The following is a 23,854-nucleotide window of genomic DNA, read 5'->3' as shown; positions in this document are numbered from 1 at the left end:
GGGATCGAAGACGCGGCTCTCGCCTGTGGGAGGAGCGGCACGCGAAGCGATTGCGGCGTATCTGGAGCATGCGCGCCCGGAACTGGTGGGGCCGAAATCGCAGAGTCACATTTTTATCTCACGCAACGGCACGCGACTGACCACGGCACGCATTCAGCAGATCGTGAAGGAGCGTGCAGCGCTGTGCGGTCTGGACCCCGCCGTCGTGCATCCGCATCTGCTGCGGCACAGTTTTGCCACGCACCTGCTGAACAACGGCGCTGACCTGCGGGTGATTCAAGAGATGCTGGGCCATGCTGACATCTCGACGACGCAGATCTACACGCATGTGGATCAGGCCCGGCTCAAAGAAGTGCACCGGAAATTTCACCCGCGGGCGTGAGCAGCCACATCGCCCATGCGGGCATAGACTTCGCGGCCTGCTCGGCTGTTTTCGATCAAATCGTCTGAGAACTGGATTTTACCGGGTTCGAAGATCGTGATGAAGCAGGAGCCGCCAAAGCGGAAGCAGCCTTTTTCGGCCCCTTTTTCGATGGGGGTGCCCGGAGTGTAGGTTTGGATGATGGAGCCCACGCAGGTGGCACCGACTTCGAGCAGGAGCACGTCTCCGAGGCTCTGGGTGCGCATGAGGGTGATCTCGCGCTTGTTTTCCCAGTGAATGCTGGCGCGGCTGCGCAGGGCGATGGGACTCACCGAATAGAGCGGGCCATTGATGAGACGGGCGGCTCCAGGAGTGCCGGCGCAAGGAAAATGAAAGCGGTGGTAGTCCACGGGGCAGAGGCGGGAAATCAACATGCTGCCGTGGGCGAAGCGCTCGGCGAGGGCGGCGTCGCGCAGCAGGGCGGGGAGATCAAAGCGGGTGCCTTTGATGAAAAAATCGGTGCAAGCCGCGATGTCTGGCAGCACGAGGTGGCGGCCGTCCGCAGGAAAGGTGATGACGTCATCCCCGGGGGCAATGGGCCGCGCCTGGGGCTTGAGCTTGCGGTAGAAAAATTCGTTGAAGGTGCGGAAGGAGTCCGGGGAATCGGCAAATTCGCTGATGTCCAGGCCGTAGGTGGCCAGGAAGGGGGCGATTTTTTCCCGGCTGGCCGGGGCATCCATGCGGCTGCCATACCAGCTAGAAAAAGCCGCCCGTTTCACCAGTGCATGCAGGGGCAGAGCACCCAGCGGATTTTCGTAAGTGAAGCGCAAAAAACCTTCTCCATACACCGCTTCCGTTTCGAGGCTGCGGGTGAGGCGGTTGAAAAAAGTGATAGGGGCTGCTGGCATGGGACTTGTTCACATAATGCCATGCTAATAAAACGCCACACGAACAAAACTGGCGACAAAGCTGATTCGAGGCATAGTCGCGGCCCCTTTCCAGCCTGAAAAGTATGACCGAACCTGAAGCCAGCACCGACAACCCGACGCCCAAGCCAAGCGGCATGGTTGACCTTTCCGATTTGAAACTGATGCCTGCATGGGTAGGCGAGTTCGGCAAGGAAGACAAAATCAAACAACGCTACGCCGACAGCGAAGACCGCCCGCAGCGCGGTGGCCGTGATGACCGCCGTGGAGGTGGTGGAGGATTTGGTGGTCGCGATGATCGCCGTGGCCCGCCCCCGCGCCGTGATGGCCCTGGCGGTGGCCCTCCTCCGCGTCGTGATGGTCCTGGTGGCGGATTCCGTCCCGGTGGACAAGGCGGCCCGCCTCGCCGTGATGGCGATGACCGCCGTGGTCCTCCGCGTCGTTTTGGTGATCGCGATGGCCCACCACAGCGTGAGTGGGTGGAGATTCCGAAGGATGTGCAGATCATCATCTTTCCAGAAGACAAGGCAGTGGATGCACTCGCCGCGCACGTGCGCCAGACGGGGCATGCGTTCAGCATGTTTGATGCGTCACGTCTCGTGCTGGCCGGTGGTGACCGCTTCATGGTGCGCTTCCGCTGTGCGGAAGAACGCGCCACGGGCTTCTACCATGTGCCTGCGGATGGCAGCCTTTTCCTCTCACGCGATGAAGCTCTCACCCATGTGCTGCGCAGTGCTGCGCTGGATGAGTTTTACCGGGTGGAAGAGATCGAACTCGAAGCGCCGAAGGGCGAATTTGCCTCTGTGGCCGTCTGCGGCATGAGCGGCGAGCTCATTGCTCCGCCGAGCCATCACAGCTATCAAACCGGTGTCATCCGGCTGCATCGTGAGCGCTTCTCGAACATGTCGATGGAGGATTTCAAACGTCGCATTCGTGTGGAATCGAATCCAGAACTCGTCACGAAGTGGAAGGAAAATATGAGCAAGGGCCGCCGCTGGGTGTGCCTGAAGGGCGAAGTGCCTGAGGGCGCTGAGCCGCTCTCACTCAGCTCCCGTGCTGACATGGAGGCGCATTTCCGTCGCACCTTTGGCAACGACGCCGTCATCGAAGTACGTGACGCCACCGTGCCGGGCAACATCGACAAGCAGAAGCTCGCGCATATTTTCTTCATCATGATGCGCCAGTCCGTGGATGCAGCGCGGAAGCACCTGTTTGAGATTTCACAGAAGCTCGGCGCCGGCCTGGAGCGCCGTGGCATGAAGCTGTTCAAGCGTCGTGCAGGCAAGCAGTTCGTCTGCCGCGTGAAGCCGCGTGCCATCGAGCCCAGCATGGTGTTTTCAGATCGCCTCACGCTGGTGGTGGAGAAGCTCAAGACCAGTCATGGCCTCCCGATGCAGAAGCTGGTGGAGTCGATTGTGCCCTCCCCTGCAGCTCCGGAAGGCACCGCCCCGGATGCGCCGAAGCAACCGACGGAGGAACAGATCGCGGTGATCAAAGACATCCGCTGGCTCGCGAATGAAGGCTACGTCATTGAATACAGTGACGGCATGGTCTTCCTCGGAGTGCAGGGCGAACCCGCTGCAAAAAAGGAAGCTGTCAGTGCCAAGAAACCTGCAGGAGCCGCGGCTCCTGCTGAGGATACAACGGCTGAAGCAGCTGCTGAAGCTGAACCTGTGCTGACAGAAGCACCGGTAGAAGAATCTATGGCGGAAGAAGCGCTGGCAGAACAGGCTCAAACTGCACTGGCAGACCCTGCGGCGGCAGAAGCCGTTGAATCAGCACTGGCACAGGAAGCATCCAAAGTCGAGGCTGCTGAAGCAAAGCCAGAGGAAGCTGAACCCACGCTGACAGAAGCACCGGTGGAAGAGTCCATGGCGGAAATGGAGCTGGCAGAGGAAGCTGAAACTGCACTGGCAGAATCCTCAGTGGAAGAACCTGCTGCGGCAGAGGAAACCCCTGCGGCTGAGGTTGTCGAAGCAGCCCCTGCTGATGAAACTTCGGCTCCCAAGCCCGCTCCAGCGGAAGAAGGCGCTGCCTGATTCACGGCCCCCGTCAGTCTTGTTCTTGAAACAGGCCTTCAAGGCTGAAGGGAGTGCTGTGGTCGTAGATGGGGTGTGGCGGCAGCCCACCCGTCTAGGGGTGCATGGAGCCGCAGCATCGGCGCGGCGTCTCCAGAGTCCGGCGGTTTGGCGGAATGGGTGGTGGGTGATGAAAGACCGCAGCGCGTCCAACACACCCTGCCCACCTCAGCGACTACCTTCGACCGCCCAAAGCGTCTTCACGGTTTGCACGGCCGCTTTGACGTGGTGAACACGGAAAATTTGCGCGCCGCGATGCATGCCTGCGGCGATGCAGGCCTGGGTTCCCGCATCGCGTTCCAAGGCGGGGATGCCGAGTACATCGCCGATCACGGTCTTGCGTGAGACGGGCAGCAGGATGGGGCGCCCGAAGCGGTGAAGGCGCTTGAGTTCGCGATAGATGACAAGGTTGTCGTCCTTCTGTTTGGCGAAGTCGATGCCGGGATCGAGCATGATGTTTTCACGCGGCAGGCCGACGCTTTCCGCGAGCACGAGGCGCTGCTCGAAGAAGTGCTCCAGGGTGTCCATGATGCTGTCATACTTCACATGGGTGTGCGGCACCTTCGGCTGGCCGACGCTGTGCATGATGAGCAGTCCGGCATTGTGCTCGGCGCAGAGTTTGGCATTGAACGCATCCGGCAGGCCGCTGATGTCGTTGATGAGGTCGCCGCCATGCGGCAGCACTTCCGCGATGACGTCGCTGCGCCAGGTGTTGATGGAAAGCAGCGGCGCATTGAAGCGGGAGCTGAGCTCCGGCCACTTTTCGAGAAACGGCAGCAGGCGGTCGATCTCCTCCGACACGCTGATGGCTTCGCGGTTGGTCCGTGCACTTTCCGCGCCGATGTCGATGATGTCCGCGCCATCCTGAAGCTGCTGCTTGGCCTGGGCCAGCGCCTTGCCGGGATCCAGCGTGCCATCGCCGCAGAAGGAGTCGTCATTGATGTTCACGATCCCCATCACCAGCGGGCGGCGGGGAAATTCGATGCGGTGCTGGCGGGCTTGGAAGATCATAGGGGCCACCTTTCAGGCAGTGGGACTACTTGGCGCTGGCGTTGTGCAAAACGCACGGTGGTGGTGTAGCCGACGCTGCGCACGAGATCGAGGGCCTTGTTGAAGTCCACGCCCACATCGGTGGGCAGATGGGCGTCTGAATTGATGACGATGGGCACTTTGGCAGCGAAGGCCATCTCCAGCATCTCGCGGGCGGGGTAGATCTCGCGCACGTCCTTGCGCAGGCCGGCGGTGCTGACTTCGAGGATGCCGTTGGTATCGACAAGGGCCTGGATCACGGGTTCGTAGTAGGGGCGCAGATCGCCGGCAGGGCGCAGGCCGAAGCGCTTGGCGAGATCGGGATGCGCATGAAAGTCGAACTGCTGAGTGCGGATCATCTGCTCATAGAGCTTCCAGTACATGCCCCACATGTGCTCGATGTCGGACGCGGTTTTCCAGCGTGACACATGCTTCGGATCATCCACAGCTATGCCGTCATGGATGTAGTGGACGCTGCCGATGAGGTAGTCCCAGTCTGCCATGGCGGCGGTCTCATCGATCCATTTTTGATAGCCTTCGATGTGGTCGCATTCGAGGGCGAGGCGGATGGGGAAGCCCGGCAGCGCGGTGCGCGCTTCGTTGACCAGTTCAAAGTAGCGCGGCAGGTCGGAGAGGAGCATGCGCCAGTCGTCGAACTTCTCCGGCATGGGGTTGTGATCCGACAGGCCGATTTCAGCGAGACCGATGCTCTGGGCGTGCCGTGCGTAATCGACGGGATTCCCCTCGGCATGCAGGCAAAGCGGCGTGTGCGTGTGGTAATCGGTGAGCATGGGAGTTTTTCGCTGCATTGGGCGCTCTGGCAAGTTGATCGCGGCCTCATTTCGCGGCATGAAGGAAACATGCCCCCACTCAAAGCTTTCATTTTCGACCTCGATGGCACCCTGATTGACTCGCTGGCGGACATCGCGGAGTCGATCAACCGGATGCTGGATGCGCGGGGTTATCCGCGCTGCGAGAAGGAAGTGTTCAAGCAGATGGTGGGGGATGGTATGGAAAAACTGGTGGAGCGGGCTTTGCCGGAGGCGGCGCGGAGTGAGGAGCTGATCAAGGTCTGCGTGGAGGAGTATCGCGCGCAGTATGACATCCTCTGGAACGAGCAGACCCGGCCCTATGAGGGCATCGTGGAGATGCTGGCGGAGTTGAAAAGCAAAGGTGTCAAACTGGCTGTGATTTCGAACAAGGCGCATCGTTTCACTGTGCCGATGACGGAGCATTTCTTTGGTGCGGGGTTGTTTGACCACATCCTGGGCCAGCGCGCCGAGGTACTGCGCAAGCCGGATGCGGCGGGGGCGCACGAGATGGCGGCCTTCCTTGGTTTGCAGACAAACGAAATGGCCTACGTGGGAGATTCGGGCATCGACATGCAGTTTGCGAAGAACAGCGGCATGCGCGCGGTGGGAGTGCGCTGGGGATTTCGCAGCGAAGCGGAGTTGATCGAGTGTGGGGCGGACCTGCTCATTTCAAGCCCTGCGGAATTGTTCGATCTTTCCTGAAAATATTGTTTCCGCTGGTACTTGAGAGGAGGAGGCAGTCCCCTTAGTATCGACTCTGTGAAATTCAAACTCTCTCTCACTCTGACGCGTGCTGTGATTCTCCCCAGCATGGTGTTGCTGGCCTCCTGCCAGTTGTTCCGCAAGAAGCCACCAGCACCGCCGCCAGAGCCGGTGAAAGCCGAGTGGAAGTATCCGGGTGAATGGACCGGCGGGGAGAAACCCATCACGAGCATGGTCATGAATGTGGATGTGCAACGTGTGACCCTGTACAACGGCAAGGACGTGGTTGGCTGGACTTACTGTGCCAGCGGCATTCCCAGCTTCCCAACGCCCACCGGCGAGTTCAAGATCTTGGAGAAGATCAAAGACAAGGTCTCCAATCTCTATGGCAAGGGCTTCGACAAGGATGGCAAACTGGTGAACTCGGACTTCAAGCAGGGGCGTGACCTGCTGCCGGCAGGCGGCCACTTCCAAGCTGCCAAGATGACTTACTTCATGCGTCTCACCGGCGATGGAGTGGGCATGCACATCGGGCCGATTCCGAAGCCCGGGCGCCGGGCATCACATGGGTGCATCCGCCTGCCTTCCAAGATGGCACCGATTCTGTTCGAACACACGGCGGTGGGCACACCGGTGACGATCACGGGCAATGGTCCGGATTATCAAACCTACCTCAAACAATCTGCGGAAAAATCGAGGGCCAATTCCGCCAAGCTCGCGGCGGCGAAAAAGAAAGCTGGAGAAGCATCCGCAGCGGCTGACGCAGCAACGTCTCTGGCTCCTGATGATCCCAACGGTCCGAAGGGGGGAGTGATAACACCCCCAGGGACGCCGCCTCCGACCGCCGCCCCTCAAAGCGCGCCCGATGCCGCTGCACCGCCTATTGAAGTGAAGCCTGCGGAGCCGGCGAATGCGCCGCCTCCAGCGAGCAACTGAACGAACGACAAGCTTTACCAAAATGAGGGGGCGGCTGTGATGCCGCCCTCTTTTTTTTGATCCCAGAGGGCTCGAATAAGTAGCCAAGCCGTGTTTGAAAAACGGTCGCCCTCCCTTGGCAGGCCGAAAGTGCATCAGCAACCCCCGAGATGAGACCATTAGCGCACAGCGTGAATGTGGCAGGGGGCGCTTTCTATAGCAGTTTCCAAAACTCGGAACGCGGCCAACTCCTCTCGCGGCGCGAGAGGGCTACTTGGCTTCGCCGAAACCAGCACTCAAGTGTTTCAAACACGGCGTAGGAGTTGGCGAGAAACGTGCATCACTCACGGCATGCTTCCTTCTGAAAAGGTAAGGTTGCCTTCCAGTTCTAGCCGTCGGTTACACCCCCCTTGGCCACCTTCTGTGCAGCGAAGAGAGGGGCGTTCTAGATTCCTCACTTCAGCAAGGCGAGCGCTGAACGCCCGCCTTGCCTGGAGTGTGAGGGATCGAAATCGTGCTCGTTAAGAGACTCCGACTACTTTTTGCCAGAAGCCACGGCTGCGGCGGCGATGGCCTGCTGGGCTTTCAACTGCTCGACCTGTGCATCGAGCACCTGGTGCTTGAGGCTGGTGCCGGACTTCTTCGAGTACCACAGCACAAGTGGGGAGGCGATGAAGATGGAGGAGTAGGTGCCGAGCAGGATGCCGATGGTGATCGGCATGGCGAACTCCAGCATGGCAGGATTGCCAAGGAAGAGCAGGACCACCATGGGGGCCAGGGTGGTGGAGCTGGTGAGGATCGTCCGGCTCAGGGTCTTGCAGATGGCCTCGTTCATCATCTCGCGCATGCTGCCACCCGTGCCACGCTGGATGGTCTCGCGGATGCGGTCGAACACGATGATGGTGTCATTGATGGAGTAACCGGCGATGGCGAGCAGAGCGCCAACGTGAATGACGCTGAGTTCCTGTCCAAACAGCACGCACAGGCCCGGCACGATAAGAATGTCATGGAACAGCGCTACGATAGCACCCAAGGCGAAGGCAAATTCAAAGCGGACGATCAGGTAAAGAAAGATGGCCACCAAGGCGCAGAACAGCGCCAACGAAGACTGCTGCTTGAGTTCCTCACCAATGACGGAGCCGACCGTGGCGATGCTGGTGCCGCTGATCGTATCTGCATTCCATTTCTTATTGATGGCCCCCTGAATCACAGCCCCGCTGAGTTCTTCGCAGCGGATGCTGACGTTCTCGCTGCCGTTGGTGGGGTCGGTCTTGCGCTGGATGTAGTAGGTGCCGAGGTCCTTGCCATCAGACTGCTTGAGCGTCTTGAAGAGGGCGTCAAATTCGCTGTCTGCAATTTTCGCGCCCTCTTTCAGGACCACATCGACACGGCCACCGCCACGGAAGTCGATGCCGAAGCTGTGGTCGCCCTTCTTGGCGATGGCACCAAAGGAGATCGCGGTGACAACAAGCGATGCGATGATGAACTTGGGAGATGCAGACAGAATGTTGAAGACCTTGTCGGGAACGATGTGAGTGGTCTTGAGGGTGGTCAGGATGTTCTTGTCGATGGCCCACATGAAAATCACACGGGTGACGATGAGGGCACCGATCATGGAAGAAACCAGACCGATCATGAGGGTGACCGCGAAACCTTTGACCAGACCGCCGGAGATGACGACGAGGATGATGGCGGAGATCAGCGTGGTGATATTGGAGTCAGCGATGGCCGAAAAGGCCTTTTCATAAGCAGCTTCGAGCGCGCCGGTGAAAGTTTTGCCCGCCTCCATTTCCTCACGGAGTCGTTCATAGATCAGCACGTTCGCATCCACGGCCATGCCGATGGTCAGCACAATACCCGCGATGCCCGGCATGGTGAGGGTGAAGCCGAACAGGGCCATGGAGCCAAACAGGACGGAAAGGTTGATGAGCAGCCCGACGATGGCCACGATGCCAGCGAGGCGGTAAACGATGAGCATGAAGATCGTGGTGATGATAAGACCGGTCACGAGCACCCATTTTCCCTGATCAATCGCTGCTTTACCGTAGGACGAGGACACCGAGCTTTCGGAGAGAATCTTCATCGGGTTCTGCAGCGGGTTGCTCAGCAGCGTGGACAGCGTGTCGGCCTCCTGCTGGGAGAAACCTTTTCCGCCGCCGCCGGAAATTTCCGCTCTGCCGCCATATTGTTTGGCCTGCAGCACGGGTGCGGAGTGAATCTGGTCATCCACAATGATGGCCATTTCTTTTTGATAATGCACAGCAGCCAGTTCATCAAAGAGCTTGGCACCCGCACTGTTGAATTGGAGCGAGACTTTGTTGCCCTCGGCATCGACGGTGCGATCTGCCCTGGAGACGTATTTGCCCTCAATGTCCGGCGTGTCGCGCACAAGTTCAGACCGCTTGATGATGCTGCCATCCTTGGCAGTGATGGGCTTGCTGTAGGGCATTTCGATCCAGCCGGGCTCCTTGATGCCACCGCGCGCCTTGATCTGCTCCAACTTGGACTGGCTGTCAGGATGCACCCGACGAAATTCGAGGTGCGCCACGGTCTGAATGGTTTTTCGAACCTCTTTGATCTCCTCTTCGGTGATACCGGGCATCTGAATCACGACCCGGTCGCTGCCTTCCGGCTGCAGGGTGAGATCCTTTGTAGAATCTGGGTTGAGGCGTCTTTCCAAAATCGCGATTGCCTGCTGCACATCACTGCTGGTCACTGCTTTGGGGCTGCCGTCGTCATTCTTGCCCGGAGCCAGCTGAACGATGAACTCGCTGCCGCCCTGAAGGTCGATGCCCTTCTGGAGGCCCATCGTCTTCACCGTATAAATGGCCGAGAAGGCGGTGAGTATGATGAGGAGCGTGCCCACCCGGCGCTTGGTCTTTGGCAATGCGGTGCCGACATAGACGAGCAGCATCATCAAAATGGAGGCACCGACAAAAAAGGTGGCGAAGGGATTCATGGACAGGTGGGCTGGTGGGTTGGGAAAAACTAAAGGGGAGCCGCTCAGGCTTCGGTCACTTCAACGATGTCGGACTTTTTCGTCACAGCGGCGATCTTAACGCGTTCGAACTCGACTTTGACGTTGTCGGCGATCTTGACCATGACGGTGCGGTCTTTCACGCTGGTGATGATGCCGTGCACGCCGCTTTCCATGACGACGTGGTCGCTCACTCCGACGCTGGAGATGAGCAGCTTATGCTCCTTCATGCGCTTTTGCTGTGGGCGGAAGATGACGAAGTACATCACCACGATCATGAGGATCGGCAGCATCATCGGGCTGCCAAGGAGGCCGCCTTGGGCTCCCGCAGGTGCGGCTTGGGCCAGAAGAAGGGTGTTTTCGAGAGAGATAGAGATCATGATTCGGGGGCTGCAGAGGTGGACTTGTATTTCGCGACGACCTCAGCCCGGAACTCGGCGAAACAACCCTGTTCGATCGCTTGACGTGCCCTGGACGTGAGGGACGCGTAGAAATGCAGGTTATGAAGAGAAATCAACCGCAAACCCAGAATCTCCTGTGCCTGAACCAAATGGCGGATGTACGCCCGTGAAAAGCCCTGGCAGAGCGGATGCGTGTCTTCGGCGATGGGCCGGAAGTCTTTCGCGTAGCAGGCATTGCGCAGGTTCATCAGGCCTTCGTGGGTGAAGGCCGCACCATTTCGCGCCAGCCGAGTGGGCAGCACGCAGTCAAACATGTCGATTCCGCGTGCGATCAACTCGACCACCTGCGGCGGCGTGCCCAGGCCCATGGCATAGCGGGCTTGATTGGCGGGCAGATGCGGAGTCGTCCATTCGGCGATGCGCATCATGTCCTCTTCTGGCTCGCCCACGCTGAGGCCGCCGATGGCGTAACCGTCAAAACCCATCGCCACCAGTTCACGGGCGGATTTTTCACGCAGCTCTTTATAGACACTGCCCTGCACAATACCAAAGTGCTGCTGCGCGCCGCCGCCGGTCTGCGGGCGGTGTTCATCGATCCAGGTGCGACAGCGTTTCGCCCAGCGCAGGGTCAGATCGAGGCTCTTCTCCGCCGCTTTGGCTTCGCAGGGATACGGTGTGCATTCATCAAACAGCATCGCGACGTCCGAACCCAGGGTCGCCTGAATCTCCATGGACGTTTCCGGGCCGATGAACATCGGCGTACCGTCGAGGTGGTTTTGAAAGTGGCAGCCTTCCTCTTTGATTTTCCGCAGTTTGGCCAGCGAGAAGACCTGGAAGCCGCCGCTGTCCGTCAAAATCGGCCGGTCCCAGTTGGCGAATTTGTGCAGGCCACCTGCCGCCTGCATGATCTCCATCCCCGGGCGTACAAAGAGATGGTAGGTGTTGCCGAGGATGATCTGCGAATTCAGCGCCCGCAATTCCTCCGGGTGCATGGCCTTGACCGTGCCCTGGGTGCCCACTGGCATAAACACCGGCGTCTCCACCACGCCATGCGGCGTCGTCAGCCGCCCGCGGCGTGCGTTGGACGAGGGATCGGTGGCAAGAAGTTCAAAAGACATGGTGGGGCCGCAAAAAGGGCGCGGAGTCTCGCCGATGTGGCGGAAAGCGCAAGCATGCACACGAGGGAGCCGATTCGGACTTGACGAAATAGGTGCGCATTCATAAAAATTCACCCGCATGTTTTTACATAAATCCTTTATTACTCTGTGGCTGATAGCTTGCAGCATTTTTGCCGGTGCAAATTCCACGATGGCCCAAAGCCCAGCCGTGGACCGGGCGGTCATCGACCAGACCATTCGTGAAGCGCTGCGCACAACGAAACGGGATGCGCGTGACCAGAGGGTGGCTTCCCCGGCCACCCAGGAGGAGATCAACCTGCTCGACCGTGAGTTTGGCCAGCAAAGCATCAGCGGACTGGTGCGGCAGAAGCCTCAACAGTTCCTTGTGTCGCTCGAAGCCAGCGGTTTTTTCACCTCGAACGCCGCCCTGGCTCCCGGACCGGAGAGTTCGGACTGGGTGGGCCGCACCGGCCTGCGGGGCGCATGGTTTCCGAAGCTGACCGAAAACATCAACCTGCTGGCGATGGCTTCCTACTCGCTGTGGCGCTATGCAGACCTGCAGCAGCTCGATTTTGACGATTTCGGCAGCCAGATAGGCCTGCAGTATCATCAGGGACGGGGAGAGCTGGCTGGCGGCATTTCCCGTTTCAATGTTTGGGCGCAGTATCGCTATCAACGGCTCACTTCGCCGTGGAACTGGGGAAACCGTCTCTATGAGAACCATTTTCTGGAGACCGGTCTGCGCAAAGGCTGGCTGCTCAGCCCTTCTGTCAGCGTCTGGCTGGGTGGGAATGCTGCCGTGAGTGTCGAGGGAGCTCCCTCCGACCTCCGTCGTCATGAATACAGCACCCAGGCCGGGACCACGTGGCAGATTACATCGAAGCTGGCTTTCACGAGCTTGTATCGATTCGCTTGGTTTGACTACGTACAGGTCAGCCGGAATGACCTCAATCACCTGCTGTTTATGGGAATGGGCTATCAGGTCACCACCAACCTGACGGCGCAAATCTACGTCAGCGGCATTTTCAACCATTCCGATGTCAATGCCTTCGATTACAAGGCCCTGAACACCGGCCTGGGGCTGGCACTATCTCATGTTTGGTGACATCAAGATTGACGTCTCCCCACCTTTCTTGTCAAGATCTGCGCAAATGGCTTAAATCCACTTAAATCTATGAAGCAAGGCTCCCTCCTCCTTTCCCTAGTCGCTGTCATGCAGAGCACGGCTCTTACCGCAGGTTCCATCACCGTTTCCAGCGGTAACGTGCAAACCGCAGGCAATCAGGTGATCACGGGCAGCAATGCCCGTGCTCAAGCCACGGTGGATCAGCGCGGCAGCGTGGTACGCCTCGGCTCCAACACGTCAGCACAGGTCGGGGATCGTGGTGATGTTTCGCTCTCCAAAGGCGTGGTGCTGATCTCTTCCGGGGCGGGTTTTCTGCGACGTCCGGCGGTTCAGGTCACCACGCCGCAGGGAGATGTCACCGTGCGTGGTTCCGCCATCGTGGCCGCCCTGCCGGACGGCTCGGTGAAAATGACCTGCCTCGAAGGCAGCCTGCGGGGGGATCTGGGCGGTCAGAGCATGGCTCTGAACCCTGGCCACCTGATCGTGCAGCGTCCCGAAGGCACGCGCGACACCGTGCAGGTGAATCTCAACACACTCACGCATTCCAGCACGCTGCTCGATAGCGCCAGCTTCAAGCAGCCGCTGCACGCCGCGCCAGAAATTAGTCAGGAAGTGGCGCAGCAGGCCCGGGCGATTGGTGCTACTTTAACGCTCGCGCACAACGACGCTGCCAGCACTCAGAAGATCACGCTAGGAAACGCAACTGAACTCAAGACGGCTGAGGCGAAAAGTGACGGCCCCAGTCTGCTGACACGCATTTTCGGCGGAGGCACCTCGGGCAGCCAGACAGGTGGCAATTCACATGCAGCCGGCACCTCGATGAGCTTGCAAGGAGGAAATCAATCGCAGGCGCAAACGGTCAATGTGATTTCCGCGTCCCAAGCAAGCAGCCTGCGGATTTCCGGGGAGGTTTCCGGCAGCAATGTGTTTCTCGCCAGCACAGGCACGGCGGGCGGCATATCCCCAGCTGCTTCAATCTCACAGGGGGCTGAGGGCCACTTGCATCGCCTGACAGTGACTCCCAACGCGCCAACCTCCAGTCAATTGGTTCTTTCAAATGGCAACACGCAGCAGATCGTCAATCAGGGGGGGGTGACTCTGGCTGGCAATGTCAATGCGCTGTCGGGAGCCTCGCTGGTCAGAGCCGGCCCTGGCACTCTTGCGATCAGCAGTGGGCAGACTTTTCAGGGCGCCACCCTCACTAGCGGGACCTTGGTGTTGCAGGGAGCGGCGGCCCAGCAGTTTACCAACGGCACTTTGAGCGTCACCAACTCGGTCGGCGCCACGATCACACCCTCCGTCTCTGGTGGGGTTCTCACCTTCCAGCCGACGAATGTCGGCACTGCTGCCCCGGCCGGTGCGCCCTGATTTCGGCCACGAGCACAGAACCGGGCATGCACTGGCGTGGCAGACCGCTAATCTCGCCGCCCTTACGCTCAGAGCCGGTATTGTAGGCCTTCCCAACATTGGCAAATCCACCCTTTTTAACACTGTCACCCGCACCCGCAAGGCGGAGGCAGCCAACTATCCCTTCTGCACCATCGAGCCGAACACCGGCGTCTCCACCACGCAATGCGGCGGCGTCAGGCTCCCGCGACGCGCGTGGGAGGAGGGATCGGTGGCAAGAAGTTCAAAAGACATGGGAGGGTCGGAAAAAGGGCGCGGACTCTCGTCAATGAGGTGGAAAGCGGCAAGCTGGCGGGGTGGAAGTGCCAAAAACAGATTGTTGAGAGAACCTGCGGCGGTTTTAATCTGTGCATGATTTTCAGGCCGCACATCCGGCGTTGTTGCCATGCCATTGCTGCTGCTTTGCTGACGCTGGTGAGCGCATGCACCGCGCCTCGCGGTGACAGTTATGAGGCGGTGATGTCACCTGGAATGACGATTGCGGCGACCCGAGCAGGCCAGACCATGCACATCAAAGCGCTGGATGCTTTCCGCCGGGAATATTCATGGGCAAGCATGACGAAGGTGTTTAAACTCCAAGGGCGACAGCGGCGCTGGTATGGCAGCCAGGGCATCTACCGTCCCAATGGAGACGGTGATGTGCATGCCGTGCTGGAAGAGGGACAGCAGCATTTTGACAACATTGAGGATGCCATGGCCTGGCTGCGGCGTCAGAGCAGATGGCTTGATCTACAATGGTCAGCCAATGGGCTGGTGGTGGGTTGGAAGGAGCAGCGCAGGCAGGAGGATGGGTTCCCTGCTCTCAGCGTGGAAGTGTGGCAGATCTGTATTCAAGGCCGTAAGCCCCGCCATCTTCCTGGTGCATCTGAAGCCAGCCTTGTCGTGCGCGGAGAACCATCCCGAGATGTCTCGGACTACCGTCTGCCGTCCGCCAAAGTAATCAGCGGGCGGTCATTTACCGGAAGGGCGCTTGGCTTGATGGAGGATGATGGAATCAACGCACAGCAGGTGCTCGCCGTTCTCCGCGCCGCACCATGTAAGGAGGAAAACGGCCTGCGATGGTATTCAGGACGTGATATGCAACCTCCGATCCGATGCCTTGTGTGTACCCATTCAACCGGAGAGGTGTTGTCAGTCGAGCGGTGATGCTGCAAGTCTTCCTGGGCTGCATGCCGGAACCCCTTTGAGGTGCGGCGGCGGTGGTATACCCAATGCTCCCTACTCTCGCCCCCTATGCTCAGAGCCACAGAGGCTCACGGGGACGACGGACGGAGCAAGTTGAGAACGGATTCTGGCCAGCGCTTCGAACTGGCATAAAATACAGGCATGACGACAGGCACACTCGAACAACGTCTCAGCACGGTGGAGCAATCGCTCAGTGAACTGCGGAACACCGTTCTCAAGATCACTCCGGTCAAAAAGGACTGGCGTCAGGTCGCTGGAAAATTGCGGGACACCACCCTGGCTCGTGAGGTGGACCTCCGGGGCCGTGAATATCGTGAGCAGTGGCAGCTTTCGGGAGATGAAGGCTGCCAAAATCCGAACTGGCACGATGGATTTGAAAATCGCCTGCATTGCTCTCGTACATGACGCCACTCTCCTGACACGCAATACGGTAGATTTTGCCAAGATTCCCGGCCTGCGATTTGCGAGCTGGTTGGATTGAACCTCGCTCAACGCTTGCTCATTTCTCAAACGGTCAAAATAAGCCGGCAGGACCGCAGTGACCCTTCTGAGGTGAGGGCCACCAGGTTACGGGGATGGAACTTGAGGTGCGCTGCGATAACGGCGTGGAAACACCACGCGGAATGTCGTTCCTGTTTCCGCCGAACTGGCGATTTCCAAACTCGCATCGAGCAATTCACACATGCGTTTTACGATGGAGAGCCCGATACCCTCGCCGGGTTGGTGTTTAGGCGGGTGGAACTGCTCGGCGGCGTCCCAGGGCGGAGGCAGGACATTCGAGACTTCGCCTTTGATTGCGGTGGATTTTTCATCGGCCTCCTTGGCGCTGGCGGTGGCCTCCTGCAAACCGGCTATTAAAGGTGCGCTGGCTCTGGAGTGAAGGCCTGGGCCGGTATCCTTGACCATCAGCCACCAGTTTTCCTTCTCTTCGCCCCAAGTCACGCTGACGCCTCCGGTGGGAGTGTATTTGAGCGCATTCATCAGTAGATTTTGCAATAGACGGCCCACCTTGTCGGCATCGCCCTCAACTTCCAGCGAGGCGGGTCCATTCACTTCCATGAACAAATGACGTTCTTTGGCAAAGGGCTCGTTGAGGTCGCACCTTTCGGTGAGCAGGGTTGCGGCATTGAACGGGGCGATACGCCGTTTTTCCTGACCTGCACCCAGTCGTGCGAGTTCCATCAGGTCGCCGAGCATCGAACTGAGACCAGATACTCCCCGCTGCAACATGGTGGCGAACTCTAGTCGGTCGGGTTCGGCGATTTCCGTCCGGCCCAAGAGCGAGGCTGCGAGGCTGACACCGACGACGTCGCTGTTCAGATCGTGGACGGCCTGATGGATTAGTGTGGCGCGTCGTTTCTCGATTTCATTTACGCTGGCGAGCGCGCCCATGAGATCACCGACATGCCCGGCGGACTCCGCCTGCTGCATGCGTTCGTACTGGCCGGCGCTTTCGCTGATCATGTCGTTGACCAGTTCCATGATCTGGCGGTTCGCCTCAACCAGCACGGCACGTTCAAAATAGGGGTGCTCAGCGACGACTTTTTCCATCTCATTAAACAGGCTGACTTGAAGGTGCCCGCATTCATTAATGAGTTCCCGCAGGCGATAGCCCTGCTGCCAGCGGTGGAGGCCATGCTTGACCCCTTCATCCTTTTTGTCGCCATCAGCGGACTGGGCGTCGATGCCGCCCGGGCGCGAGCGCAACCGGTATTCGAATGCATCGAGCATCTCCGGGATATGGTCGAAGAATTGACTGACGGTCAGAGAGCGTCCGGTGGTCTGATCGGGATCAGCGCGATCCGCCTTGCGCCAGGCTTCCAAAATTGCAGCACGGCGGGTCGCGAAATGATCACTCAGGGAGGCGTATTGCTGGCTTTTGGTCAGGGACATCGAGGCACGTTACTTGGCCATTCGAGTAATAGCCATCTGTTCTCCCTAGTTTACCCTTGTCATTGGGAGCAGGAGGTCAGGCAGCAACTGCCTGCAAAACGGCCTTGAACGCGGTTTTCAGGCTGACCGCAGAGCTTTGCATGCGGCCCGGTTTGCCCGGTTTCAGGCGTCAGGTTTGAAAACTGCCTGAACTGAGCCGCGCTCACTGCTTGCTCATTTCTCAATCCGCCTTAATCTCGCGCCCTTATGCTTAGAGCCGGTATTGTAGGCCTTCCCAACGTTGGCAAATCCACCCTTTTTAACGCTGTCACCCGTACCCGCAAGGCGGAGGCAGCCAACTATCCCTTCTGCACCATCGAGCCGAACACCGGCGTCGTGACCGTGCCGGATGAACGCCTTGCCGTGCTGTCGAAGCTCTCGGGCTCGCATAAACTGGTGCCTGCCGCGATTGAGTTCGTGGACATCGCCGGCCTCGTCAAAGGCGCGAGCCAGGGCGAAGGTCTGGGCAACAAATTCCTCAGCCACATCCGTGAGGTGGACGCCATCGTGCATGTGGTGCGCTGCTTTGAAGATGGCGACATCACCCACGTCAGCGGCACGATTGATCCTGTGCGCGACATCGAAGTCATCAACACCGAGTTGATCCTCTCCGACATGGACGCCATCCAGCGCCGCAAGGACAAGGCCGAAAAGAATGCGAAGAGAGGCGAAAAAGACGCGAAGGCAGAACTCGCCCTCTGTGAAAGGCTGATCCCGCACTTTGACGCTGGCAAGCCGGCCGTCACCCTGGAATGCACCGAAGAGGAGCGGAAACTCCTCAAGAGCTTCTTCCTCCTCAGCTCGAAGCCCTGCATTTTCGCCTGCAACGTGTCGGAGTCCGACCTCGCTGCTGCCACGAACAGCCCGGACGCGCATGTGTTCGTGGGCAAAGTGCGTGAATACGTGAAACACGCGCATGAAGCCAGCGCGGTGGTCGTCAGCGCCGCGATCGAAAGCGAGCTCACCGATCTTTCGGATGAAGAGGCGAAGGCTTACCTTAAGGACATCGGCGTCGAAGACAGTGGTGTGTCACTCTTCATCAAGGGCGTCTATGACCTCCTCGGCCTGCAGACCTATCTGACCACCGGGGAGAAGGAAACGCGCGCGTGGACCATCGTCAAAGGCATGAAGGCCCCGCAAGCTGCTGGGGTCATCCATGGTGACTTCGAGCGCGGCTTCATTGCCGGTGAGATCGTGCATTTCAATGACCTCGTCGAACTCGGCTCCAACGCCAAGGCGAAGGAAAAAGGCAAGTGGCGCATTGAAGGCAAAGAATACGTCATGCGCGACGGCGACGTCGTGGAATGGCGCTTCAACGTGTGAGGCTAGGCGGGCACTCCAGCCCGCAATGAGTGCCTGTGACTACTCTTTCCACACACGTCCCTGACCTGTGCGGAAGGAACGCTCCAGACTGCCAAAGAGGGAATTGAGCTGTGCCTCCTCCTTCAGTACAAATTCAATCGTGTGTGCATGGGTGGAGGTGGGGTAGTTTTTCACCACTTTCGGGGTGACCAGATCTGGCGAAACACGTCCGGCCGCCTGATCGAACATACCTTTCGCCTTCTCCAGGGCCTGAGTGCCCGCACCCACGGTATTGCTGCCTGTTTCTGGCTTGTAGGGCTCCAGAAAATAAAAGCGGACGACCATCGACGAGCTCAGCGTCAGGTTCACTTCCACCACGCGTGCCACGCCGTCCGAGATGTATTCGTGTTTCGACAGGGCGATGATCGAATTGCAGCGCACGATGTAGTTGCCACCCTTCAGCCGGCCATCCCACAGACCATCACGCGTCACATTGTCCTGCTGCCCCCCCTGCCCTGTGGGTGATTGCCCCGGTGCCGTCTGGGCATGCAGGGAGACGGTCAGAAGCAGCGAGAGGGTGATGAGGAGTGCTTTCATGCGGAGGGGAGGAGTGAAGACTAGCACGCTGGCAGCAGGAAAGAACAACCCTTTCTTTACGGGAATGTTTCCTCCGTAAAGGGCCCAAGGGGGCCGGAAAGGCCCATCTTCAAAGTGGCATCGTCCATTTAGAAGTGGACTCAGGATGCGTATTAATAAGCAGCTCAACCCCTTCGCGCACCATGTTCAAGTTCTCCGGTCAAGGCTCCATCACCAATTGCGACGGCATTTCGCGTCGCGATTTCCTGCAGGCAGGCGCCCTCGGCGCCATCGGGCTGACGATGCCCGGCTTCGCCAAACTGAAGGCGGAAGGAAAGGTCGATGCCAAAAAGAGCAACAAGGCCTGCATCATGATTTTCAATCTCGGTGCGCCGAGCCAGCAGGATCTCTGGGACATGAAGCCTGATGCGCCGAGCGAGATTCGCGGCCCCTTCAAACCCATCCGCACCAAAAGCAACGCCTTCGAAATCTCCGAAATCTTGCCGCTGCATGCGAAGATCGCGGACAAGTTCAGCCTCGTCCGTTCCTGCTACCACACCGCTGCTGCGGTGCATGACACGGGGCATCAGATGATGCAGACGGGCCGGCTTTTTACCGGCGGAGTGAACACACCGCACGTGGGCAGCGCCCTGGAGTTCCTGCAAGGCCGCCGCAGCGACCTGCCCGCGCATGTGATTCTGCCAGAGTCGATGGGCCCCACAGGTGGCAACATGCCGCACGGTCAGGACGCAGGATTCCTCGGCAAAGCCTACGATCCCTTCGTGCTAAACGCCGATCCCTCGGTCAAAGATTTCAAAGTGCCCGATCTCCTGCCGCCGAAGGAAATCGGTGAGGTGCGCCTCGAACGCCGCCGTGAAATGCGTGAACTGGTGGACAGCAGCGTGCGGAATTTCGAATACAGCGAACAGGCCAAGCTCATGGACTCCAATTTCGAGTCCGCCTATCGCATCATGACCAGCACGCAGGCCCGCGAAGCTTTCGATCTCACCAAAGAGCCGCTCAAAGTGCGCGAGCGCTACGGTTTGAATCGCTTCGGCCAGAGCTGCCTGCTCGCGCGCCGCCTCGTCGAGCGCGGGGTGCGTTTCGTCACCGTGAATACTTTTATCACGGTGTTTGGCGAGATCACCTGGGACATCCACGGCTCGAAGCCCTTCACCAGCATCGAAGGCATGCGCGACATCGTCGCCCCGATGTATGACCAAGGCTACAGCGCCCTCATCGAAGACCTGTTTCAGCGCGGCATGCTCGATGATACCATGGTCACCTGCCTCGCCGAATTCGGCCGCACGCCGAAGATCAATCCCGCCGGTGGTCGCGACCACTGGCCAAACTGCTGGACCGTCAATTTTGCCGGCGGCGGCATCAAAGGCGGCGAAGTCGTAGGCAAATCCGACGACATTGGCGGCTACCCCACCGAGCGCCCCGTCGCCCCGAAAGAAATCGTCGCCACCATCTATGAGTCCCTCGGCATCGATCTCACCACCGAACTCCCCGGCCCGCAAGGCAGACCGTATCCCGTCGTCGATTTCGGCACGCAGGCGATCAAGGAGCTGTTTGCGTAAATCACTGTAGAGCGGGGGGCTTCACCAAAACAAATTAACCCCGTAAGCAGAGAATTCTGAGTCACACGTCACCAAATGAAATCCACCTGTCAGCGTCTGTGCAAGAATCATACGATCGAAAGGATCGCGGTGGTGCATGGGCAGGTTGTCGAGTTTCAGGATGTCGTCGTAGCTGATCGAGAGCAATCGCAGACGGTTCACGCGGACTTCCTGGTCGATCAGATCGGCCAGCGGAGCGCCCAGCTTCATTTTGCCGATTTGCACTTTGATTTGCATTTCCCACACGCTTGCATAGCTCAGCCAGATTTGATTCGAGCGGTCACTCAAGGTCTGCCGCACATGCGCGGGCATTCAAGGACTGTTTTCGTTCCACCAGATGAACGCATGCGTATCGAGCAAGTAGTTCATGCATCACGGCCCAGCCAGAATTCATCAGGCAGCGGTGCGTCGAAATCATCCGCCACCTGCCACTTGCCTTTGCCGAGCCCTGAAATGCGCGGTCCTTCGACAGGCTGGCTGCTTTCGGCTGAAAGCTCCGTCGTCAGCCAACTCAGCAGCGAATGCTTTTCCGCCGACGGCAATCCAGCCGCTGCGATTTCGATTTCAGCCAGTGAACTCATGCTGGCATCTTAATTTCCTCCGTCGCTTCATGCAACTCCGCATCTCCAGCCTCCTTTTCGCTGCCTTGGTCACCACTTCGTCGCTCGCCGCCGAAGCGCCATCCTTTCGTAACACCATCCAGCCCATCCTCACGCGGTATGGCTGTGCGATGGGGGCGTGTCATGGGGCTGCCGCAGGACAGGGGGGCTTTAGGTTGTCTCTGCGTGGGTTTGATGACGAGGGCGACTGGATCTCGGTCACGCGCAGTGCAAACGGACGTCGCCTCACGATGGAAGATCCGGCGCGCAGTTTGTTTTTGCTCAAGGCGGTCAAAGCAGTGCCGCACAAAGGCGACAAGCGCTTTGAAGTGAACTCGCCGGAGTACCAGGCCATCGCGGGCTGGATTGCCGCGGGTGCGCCGGGGCCGAAGGCGAGTGATCCGCTGATCGTCTCACTGGATGTGGAGCCGAAGCAACTGGTGACAAAGCAGGGTGTGACGCTGCCACTGAAAGTGACCGCGAAGTTTAGCGATGGTCATAGCGAGGACGTGACGCGGTGGACGAAGTACAATGGAGTGAATGCCAGCGTGGCCACGGTGGATGAGCAGGGCATTGTCAAAACTACCGGGCGTGGTGAAACGACGATCAGCGCGTGGTATCTCAGCCGACTCGCGGTTTCCACGCTCATTGTGCCGAGCGATGGTGTGGTGGATGAGCCTGCGTTTGCGCAGATGAAGCCGCGCAATTTCGTCGACGAGCATGTGCTCGTGAAGCTGCGTGCGCTGAACATTCCGCCTTCGGGGCGCACGGACGATCACGAGTTCTTGCGACGTGCGTTTCTCGATACGATTGGCGTTTTGCCTTCGCTGGAAGAGACGCGTGCTTTTCTTGCGGACAAGAGTGCTGACAAGCGAGACCGCCTCATTGACGCGCTGCTGCAGCGTCCGGAGTTCGTGGATTATTGGTCGCACCGCTGGAGTGATCTGCTGCTGGTCAATGGCGACAAGCTGGTGCCGCAGGCCATGTGGTCGTATTACAACTGGATCCGCCGCAACGTGGCCGCGAACACGCCTTGGGACGTGATGGTGCGCGATCTCCTCACGGCCACAGGCAGCACGCTGGAGAACGGAGCGGGCAATTTCTTCATCTTGAATGACGAGCCCACCAAGTGTGCGGAAACGATCAGCGTGGCCTTCCTTGGCACCTCCATTGCCTGCGCGAAGTGCCACAACCACCCGATGGAAAAGTGGACGAACAACGAGTACTTCGCTTTTGCCAACATGCTTTCGCGGGTGCGTACGAAAAACGGTGCGCAGGCCGAAGAGCGCGTGCTGTTCTCCGCCGCTGATGGGGAACTGGTGCAGCCGCTGACGGGCAAGCCACAGCCGCCACACCCGCTGGATGTCACCACGGCTGTCTCGATGACTTCCACGGAGGACCGCCGTGTGCCGCTGGCGAAATGGCTCACGGGTGCCGACAACAAACTTTTTCAGCGTGCCATCGTGAACCGCGTGTGGGCCAACTTCTTTGGCTCCGGTCTCGTGGAAGCCGTGGATGATTTGCGGGTGACGAATCCCGCCAGCAACGAACCGCTCTTCGCCGCGGCCTGCGAGCATCTGGTGAAGCGGAAGTTCGACCTGAAGGCCCTCATGCGCACCATCCTGCAAAGCGAGACTTATCAACGCAGCAGCGTCACCCTGCCGGAAAACATCACTGATCTCCGCTACGGCTCACACTATGTGCCGCGGCGTCTCAAAGCGGAAGTGCTGCTGGACACCGTGTCTCAGGTCACCGCAGCGCCCACTACTTTCAAGATCGACCGCCGCAATGCCAACAAGGGCACCGCTGACAGCTACCCCATGGGATTCCGCGCTTTGCAACTGCCTGACAGCAACATTGCCAGCTACTTCCTCAAGAGCTTTGGCCGCGCTGACCGTGTGGCCACCTGCGAGTGCGAGCGCACCAATGAACCGAGCATGGCTCAGGCTCTGCACATCGCGAATGGAGATACACTTAACCTGAAGCTGGCTCAGAAAGACAACCGCCTCGATGCGCTGCTCGGCAGCAAGCTCAGCAATGAGAAGATCGTCGAAGAAGCCTACCTCACCGCCCTCGCCCGTCTCCCCACTGAGCGCGAAACCACCAAGGCCACTGCGATGCTCGCCACCGCCAAACCGGAAGACCGCCGCACTACGCTGGAAGACATCTTCTGGAGCCTGATGGGATCAAAAGAGTTTTTGTTTAATCACTGAGTTCTATGAGAAGAAGCTTGCCTGCTATTATTCTTCTCGTTGTATCCGCTGCTTGTTGCACGAACACAAAAACCAGGAATGAGCAGCCAAAAGCTGTGAGTGTTGTTCTTTACGCCTATCCGCAAGAATGGAGCCATGATCTGCCGCTCAAAAGACCTTCCGAATCGGCGCTTCACGATCTGACCAAAGGCAAAAAGCTTTATTCCACGATACTTGATCTGAGTCGCGGCATTCCAATCTCGTCATTTGCGGCGCAGCGTGGAGCATACGGCAGAAAGGTGGCCTTGCTGCTTGACCATTCAGCCACTCATGTCACCGAAGACCATTTTTTGCGTTATCTTCCAGCTCCCTTTTATAACGAGGTTGGCTGGATCGATTGGTTTCTAGTGCGCCGCGATCAAAACAAGAAAGCCGTTGAGATCATCTCTGGAAAGAACCGTGGCTGGCTGGGGCAAAAGACGCTGATCAGTCAGGCCAGAAATGGAGATGAATTAATCGGAGCATGGGGGTTCTGAACTGTGAGCTTCGGCCAATACCACCGTCACAAAATGTCTTTGCAACTGACTGCTTCCA

22 protein-coding genes and 1 pseudogene are annotated in these 23,854 nt (G+C 58.9%); 13 read left to right on the top strand and 10 right to left on the bottom strand.

The window, feature by feature from the left end; all coding sequences use genetic code 11:
* Window positions 1-382 (top strand): tyrosine-type recombinase/integrase (locus tag PSV43_RS04105; protein WP_300194058.1); only part of this gene is annotated, 382 nt, incomplete at its 5' end.
* On the opposite strand, the gene PSV43_RS04100 is transcribed toward PSV43_RS04105, so the two are convergent.
* Window positions 367-1,269, bottom strand: a complete 903-nt coding sequence (locus tag PSV43_RS04100; RefSeq protein WP_300194055.1) for a phosphatidylserine decarboxylase — start codon at window positions 1,267-1,269, stop codon at window positions 367-369. The two genes, PSV43_RS04105 and PSV43_RS04100, sit on opposite strands and share 16 nt — an antisense overlap.
* A gap of 104 nt (window positions 1,270-1,373) precedes the next feature.
* Between PSV43_RS04100 and PSV43_RS04095 the strand changes: the two genes are divergently transcribed.
* Window positions 1,374-3,326, top strand: a complete 1,953-nt coding sequence (locus PSV43_RS04095) for a hypothetical protein (RefSeq protein WP_300194053.1) — start codon at window positions 1,374-1,376, stop codon at window positions 3,324-3,326.
* Between the two features lie 207 nt (window positions 3,327-3,533).
* On the opposite strand, the gene folP is transcribed toward PSV43_RS04095, so the two are convergent.
* Both folP and PSV43_RS04085 read right to left on the bottom strand, forming a co-directional pair.
* Window positions 3,534-4,376: a dihydropteroate synthase gene (gene folP / locus PSV43_RS04090; RefSeq protein ID WP_300194051.1), complete on the bottom strand. Its 843-nt coding sequence runs from the start codon at window positions 4,374-4,376 to the stop codon at window positions 3,534-3,536.
* Window positions 4,373-5,185 (bottom strand): histidinol-phosphatase HisJ family protein, encoded by an 813-nt coding sequence (locus PSV43_RS04085; RefSeq protein ID WP_300194049.1) that lies wholly within the window; start codon window positions 5,183-5,185, stop codon window positions 4,373-4,375. Before PSV43_RS04085 ends, folP begins: the two co-directional genes overlap by 4 nt.
* 69 nt (window positions 5,186-5,254) lie before the next feature.
* On the opposite strand from PSV43_RS04085, the gene PSV43_RS04080 reads away from it, so the two are divergent.
* Both PSV43_RS04080 and PSV43_RS04075 read left to right on the top strand, forming a co-directional pair.
* Window positions 5,255-5,908, top strand: a complete 654-nt coding sequence (locus tag PSV43_RS04080) for an HAD family hydrolase (protein ID WP_300194047.1) — start codon at window positions 5,255-5,257, stop codon at window positions 5,906-5,908.
* 57 nt (window positions 5,909-5,965) lie between these two features.
* On the top strand, window positions 5,966-6,844 hold the full coding sequence (locus tag PSV43_RS04075) for a L,D-transpeptidase (RefSeq protein WP_300194045.1): 879 nt from the start codon (window positions 5,966-5,968) through the stop codon (window positions 6,842-6,844).
* A gap of 514 nt (window positions 6,845-7,358) precedes the next feature.
* On the opposite strand, the gene secD is transcribed toward PSV43_RS04075, so the two are convergent.
* The 3 genes from secD to tgt are packed head-to-tail and all read right to left on the bottom strand — an operon-like array spanning window position 7,359 to window position 11,319.
* Window positions 7,359-9,782 carry a protein translocase subunit SecD gene (gene secD / locus PSV43_RS04070; protein ID WP_300194043.1) on the bottom strand — a complete coding sequence of 808 codons (2,424 nt, stop codon included), beginning with the start codon at window positions 9,780-9,782 and terminating at the stop codon, window positions 7,359-7,361.
* A 44-nt stretch (window positions 9,783-9,826) separates the two neighbouring features.
* Window positions 9,827-10,180 carry a preprotein translocase subunit YajC gene (gene yajC / locus PSV43_RS04065; RefSeq protein WP_300194041.1) on the bottom strand — a complete coding sequence of 118 codons (354 nt, stop codon included), beginning with the start codon at window positions 10,178-10,180 and terminating at the stop codon, window positions 9,827-9,829.
* Entirely contained in the window at window positions 10,177-11,319 is a 1,143-nt protein-coding gene (gene tgt / locus PSV43_RS04060; RefSeq protein ID WP_300194039.1) for a tRNA guanosine(34) transglycosylase Tgt, read from the bottom strand. Before tgt ends, yajC begins: the two co-directional genes overlap by 4 nt.
* A 190-nt stretch (window positions 11,320-11,509) precedes the next feature.
* On the opposite strand from tgt, the gene PSV43_RS04055 reads away from it, so the two are divergent.
* The 5 genes and pseudogenes from PSV43_RS04055 to PSV43_RS04035 all read left to right on the top strand — a co-directional run bounded on the left by PSV43_RS04055 (window position 11,510) and on the right by PSV43_RS04035 (window position 15,442).
* Window positions 11,510-12,424, top strand: coding sequence for a hypothetical protein (locus tag PSV43_RS04055; RefSeq protein WP_300194037.1), 915 nt, complete (start codon window positions 11,510-11,512; stop codon window positions 12,422-12,424).
* A gap of 69 nt (window positions 12,425-12,493) precedes the next feature.
* Complete coding sequence (locus tag PSV43_RS04050; RefSeq protein ID WP_300194035.1) at window positions 12,494-13,813, top strand: FecR domain-containing protein; 1,320 nt, start codon at window positions 12,494-12,496, stop codon at window positions 13,811-13,813.
* 31 nt (window positions 13,814-13,844) lie between these two features.
* A pseudogene (locus PSV43_RS04045) lies at window positions 13,845-14,012 on the top strand (GTPase); the annotation flags it as partial.
* Window positions 14,013-14,125: 113 nt separating this feature from the next.
* Complete coding sequence (locus PSV43_RS04040; RefSeq protein WP_300194060.1) at window positions 14,126-14,998, top strand: hypothetical protein; 873 nt, start codon at window positions 14,126-14,128, stop codon at window positions 14,996-14,998.
* Window positions 14,999-15,178: 180 nt separating this feature from the next.
* Entirely contained in the window at window positions 15,179-15,442 is a 264-nt protein-coding gene (locus PSV43_RS04035) for a hypothetical protein (RefSeq protein ID WP_300194032.1), read from the top strand.
* A 162-nt stretch (window positions 15,443-15,604) separates the two neighbouring features.
* Here PSV43_RS04035 and PSV43_RS04030 read toward each other — a convergent pair whose 3' ends face one another.
* Window positions 15,605-16,930, bottom strand: coding sequence for a HAMP domain-containing sensor histidine kinase (locus PSV43_RS04030; RefSeq protein WP_300194030.1), 1,326 nt, complete (start codon window positions 16,928-16,930; stop codon window positions 15,605-15,607).
* 246 nt (window positions 16,931-17,176) lie between these two features.
* Here PSV43_RS04030 and ychF point away from each other — a divergent pair, with 246 nt between their 5' ends.
* Entirely contained in the window at window positions 17,177-18,292 is a 1,116-nt protein-coding gene (gene ychF, locus PSV43_RS04025) for a redox-regulated ATPase YchF (RefSeq protein WP_300194028.1), read from the top strand.
* A 39-nt stretch (window positions 18,293-18,331) separates the two neighbouring features.
* Here ychF and PSV43_RS04020 read toward each other — a convergent pair whose 3' ends face one another.
* Entirely contained in the window at window positions 18,332-18,868 is a 537-nt protein-coding gene (locus tag PSV43_RS04020; RefSeq protein ID WP_300194026.1) for a hypothetical protein, read from the bottom strand.
* 182 nt (window positions 18,869-19,050) lie between these two features.
* Between PSV43_RS04020 and PSV43_RS04015 the strand changes: the two genes are divergently transcribed.
* On the top strand, window positions 19,051-20,430 hold the full coding sequence (locus PSV43_RS04015; protein WP_300194024.1) for a DUF1501 domain-containing protein: 1,380 nt from the start codon (window positions 19,051-19,053) through the stop codon (window positions 20,428-20,430).
* A gap of 21 nt (window positions 20,431-20,451) precedes the next feature.
* On the opposite strand, the gene PSV43_RS04010 is transcribed toward PSV43_RS04015, so the two are convergent.
* Together PSV43_RS04010 and PSV43_RS04005 are read right to left on the bottom strand one after the other, a co-directional pair.
* Complete coding sequence (locus tag PSV43_RS04010; protein WP_300194022.1) at window positions 20,452-20,781, bottom strand: type II toxin-antitoxin system VapC family toxin; 330 nt, start codon at window positions 20,779-20,781, stop codon at window positions 20,452-20,454.
* Window positions 20,782-20,834: 53 nt separating this feature from the next.
* Complete coding sequence (locus PSV43_RS04005; RefSeq protein ID WP_300194020.1) at window positions 20,835-21,050, bottom strand: hypothetical protein; 216 nt, start codon at window positions 21,048-21,050, stop codon at window positions 20,835-20,837.
* 29 nt (window positions 21,051-21,079) lie between these two features.
* On the opposite strand from PSV43_RS04005, the gene PSV43_RS04000 reads away from it, so the two are divergent.
* Together PSV43_RS04000 and PSV43_RS03995 are read left to right on the top strand one after the other, a co-directional pair.
* Window positions 21,080-23,281: a DUF1549 domain-containing protein gene (locus PSV43_RS04000; protein ID WP_300194018.1), complete on the top strand. Its 2,202-nt coding sequence runs from the start codon at window positions 21,080-21,082 to the stop codon at window positions 23,279-23,281.
* Between the two features lie 17 nt (window positions 23,282-23,298).
* Window positions 23,299-23,796, top strand: a complete 498-nt coding sequence (locus tag PSV43_RS03995) for a hypothetical protein (RefSeq protein WP_300194016.1) — start codon at window positions 23,299-23,301, stop codon at window positions 23,794-23,796.
* Window positions 23,797-23,854: the final 58 nt, after the last annotated feature.

The sequence above is a fragment of the Prosthecobacter sp. genome, assembly GCF_029946185.1.
Lineage (GTDB): Bacteria > Verrucomicrobiota > Verrucomicrobiia > Verrucomicrobiales > Verrucomicrobiaceae > Prosthecobacter.
This window is presented reverse-complemented; position numbering and strand designations above follow the sequence as displayed.

Excerpts from the sequence above, each read along its gene's own strand:
- tgt (WP_300194039.1), bottom strand. The coding sequence starts at position 11,319 with ATGTCTTTTGAACTTCTTGCCACCGATCCCTCGTCCAACGCACGCCGC.
- PSV43_RS04015 (WP_300194024.1), top strand. The coding sequence starts at position 19,051 with ATGTTCAAGTTCTCCGGTCAAGGCTCCATCACCAATTGCGACGGCATT.
- PSV43_RS04005 (WP_300194020.1), bottom strand. The coding sequence starts at position 21,050 with ATGAGTTCACTGGCTGAAATCGAAATCGCAGCGGCTGGATTGCCGTCG.
- PSV43_RS04010 (WP_300194022.1), bottom strand. The coding sequence starts at position 20,781 with ATGCCCGCGCATGTGCGGCAGACCTTGAGTGACCGCTCGAATCAAATC.
- secD (WP_300194043.1), bottom strand. The coding sequence starts at position 9,782 with ATGAATCCCTTCGCCACCTTTTTTGTCGGTGCCTCCATTTTGATGATG.
- PSV43_RS04095 (WP_300194053.1), top strand. The coding sequence starts at position 1,374 with ATGACCGAACCTGAAGCCAGCACCGACAACCCGACGCCCAAGCCAAGC.
- PSV43_RS04050 (WP_300194035.1), top strand. The coding sequence starts at position 12,494 with ATGAAGCAAGGCTCCCTCCTCCTTTCCCTAGTCGCTGTCATGCAGAGC.
- PSV43_RS04080 (WP_300194047.1), top strand. The coding sequence starts at position 5,255 with ATGCCCCCACTCAAAGCTTTCATTTTCGACCTCGATGGCACCCTGATT.
- PSV43_RS04030 (WP_300194030.1), bottom strand. The coding sequence starts at position 16,930 with ATGTCCCTGACCAAAAGCCAGCAATACGCCTCCCTGAGTGATCATTTC.
- PSV43_RS04085 (WP_300194049.1), bottom strand. The coding sequence starts at position 5,185 with ATGCTCACCGATTACCACACGCACACGCCGCTTTGCCTGCATGCCGAG.
- PSV43_RS04000 (WP_300194018.1), top strand. The coding sequence starts at position 21,080 with ATGCAACTCCGCATCTCCAGCCTCCTTTTCGCTGCCTTGGTCACCACT.
- folP (WP_300194051.1), bottom strand. The coding sequence starts at position 4,376 with ATGATCTTCCAAGCCCGCCAGCACCGCATCGAATTTCCCCGCCGCCCG.
- PSV43_RS04100 (WP_300194055.1), bottom strand. The coding sequence starts at position 1,269 with ATGCCAGCAGCCCCTATCACTTTTTTCAACCGCCTCACCCGCAGCCTC.
- ychF (WP_300194028.1), top strand. The coding sequence starts at position 17,177 with ATGCTTAGAGCCGGTATTGTAGGCCTTCCCAACGTTGGCAAATCCACC.
- PSV43_RS04020 (WP_300194026.1), bottom strand. The coding sequence starts at position 18,868 with ATGAAAGCACTCCTCATCACCCTCTCGCTGCTTCTGACCGTCTCCCTG.
- PSV43_RS04035 (WP_300194032.1), top strand. The coding sequence starts at position 15,179 with ATGACGACAGGCACACTCGAACAACGTCTCAGCACGGTGGAGCAATCG.
- yajC (WP_300194041.1), bottom strand. The coding sequence starts at position 10,180 with ATGATCTCTATCTCTCTCGAAAACACCCTTCTTCTGGCCCAAGCCGCA.
- PSV43_RS04055 (WP_300194037.1), top strand. The coding sequence starts at position 11,510 with ATGGCCCAAAGCCCAGCCGTGGACCGGGCGGTCATCGACCAGACCATT.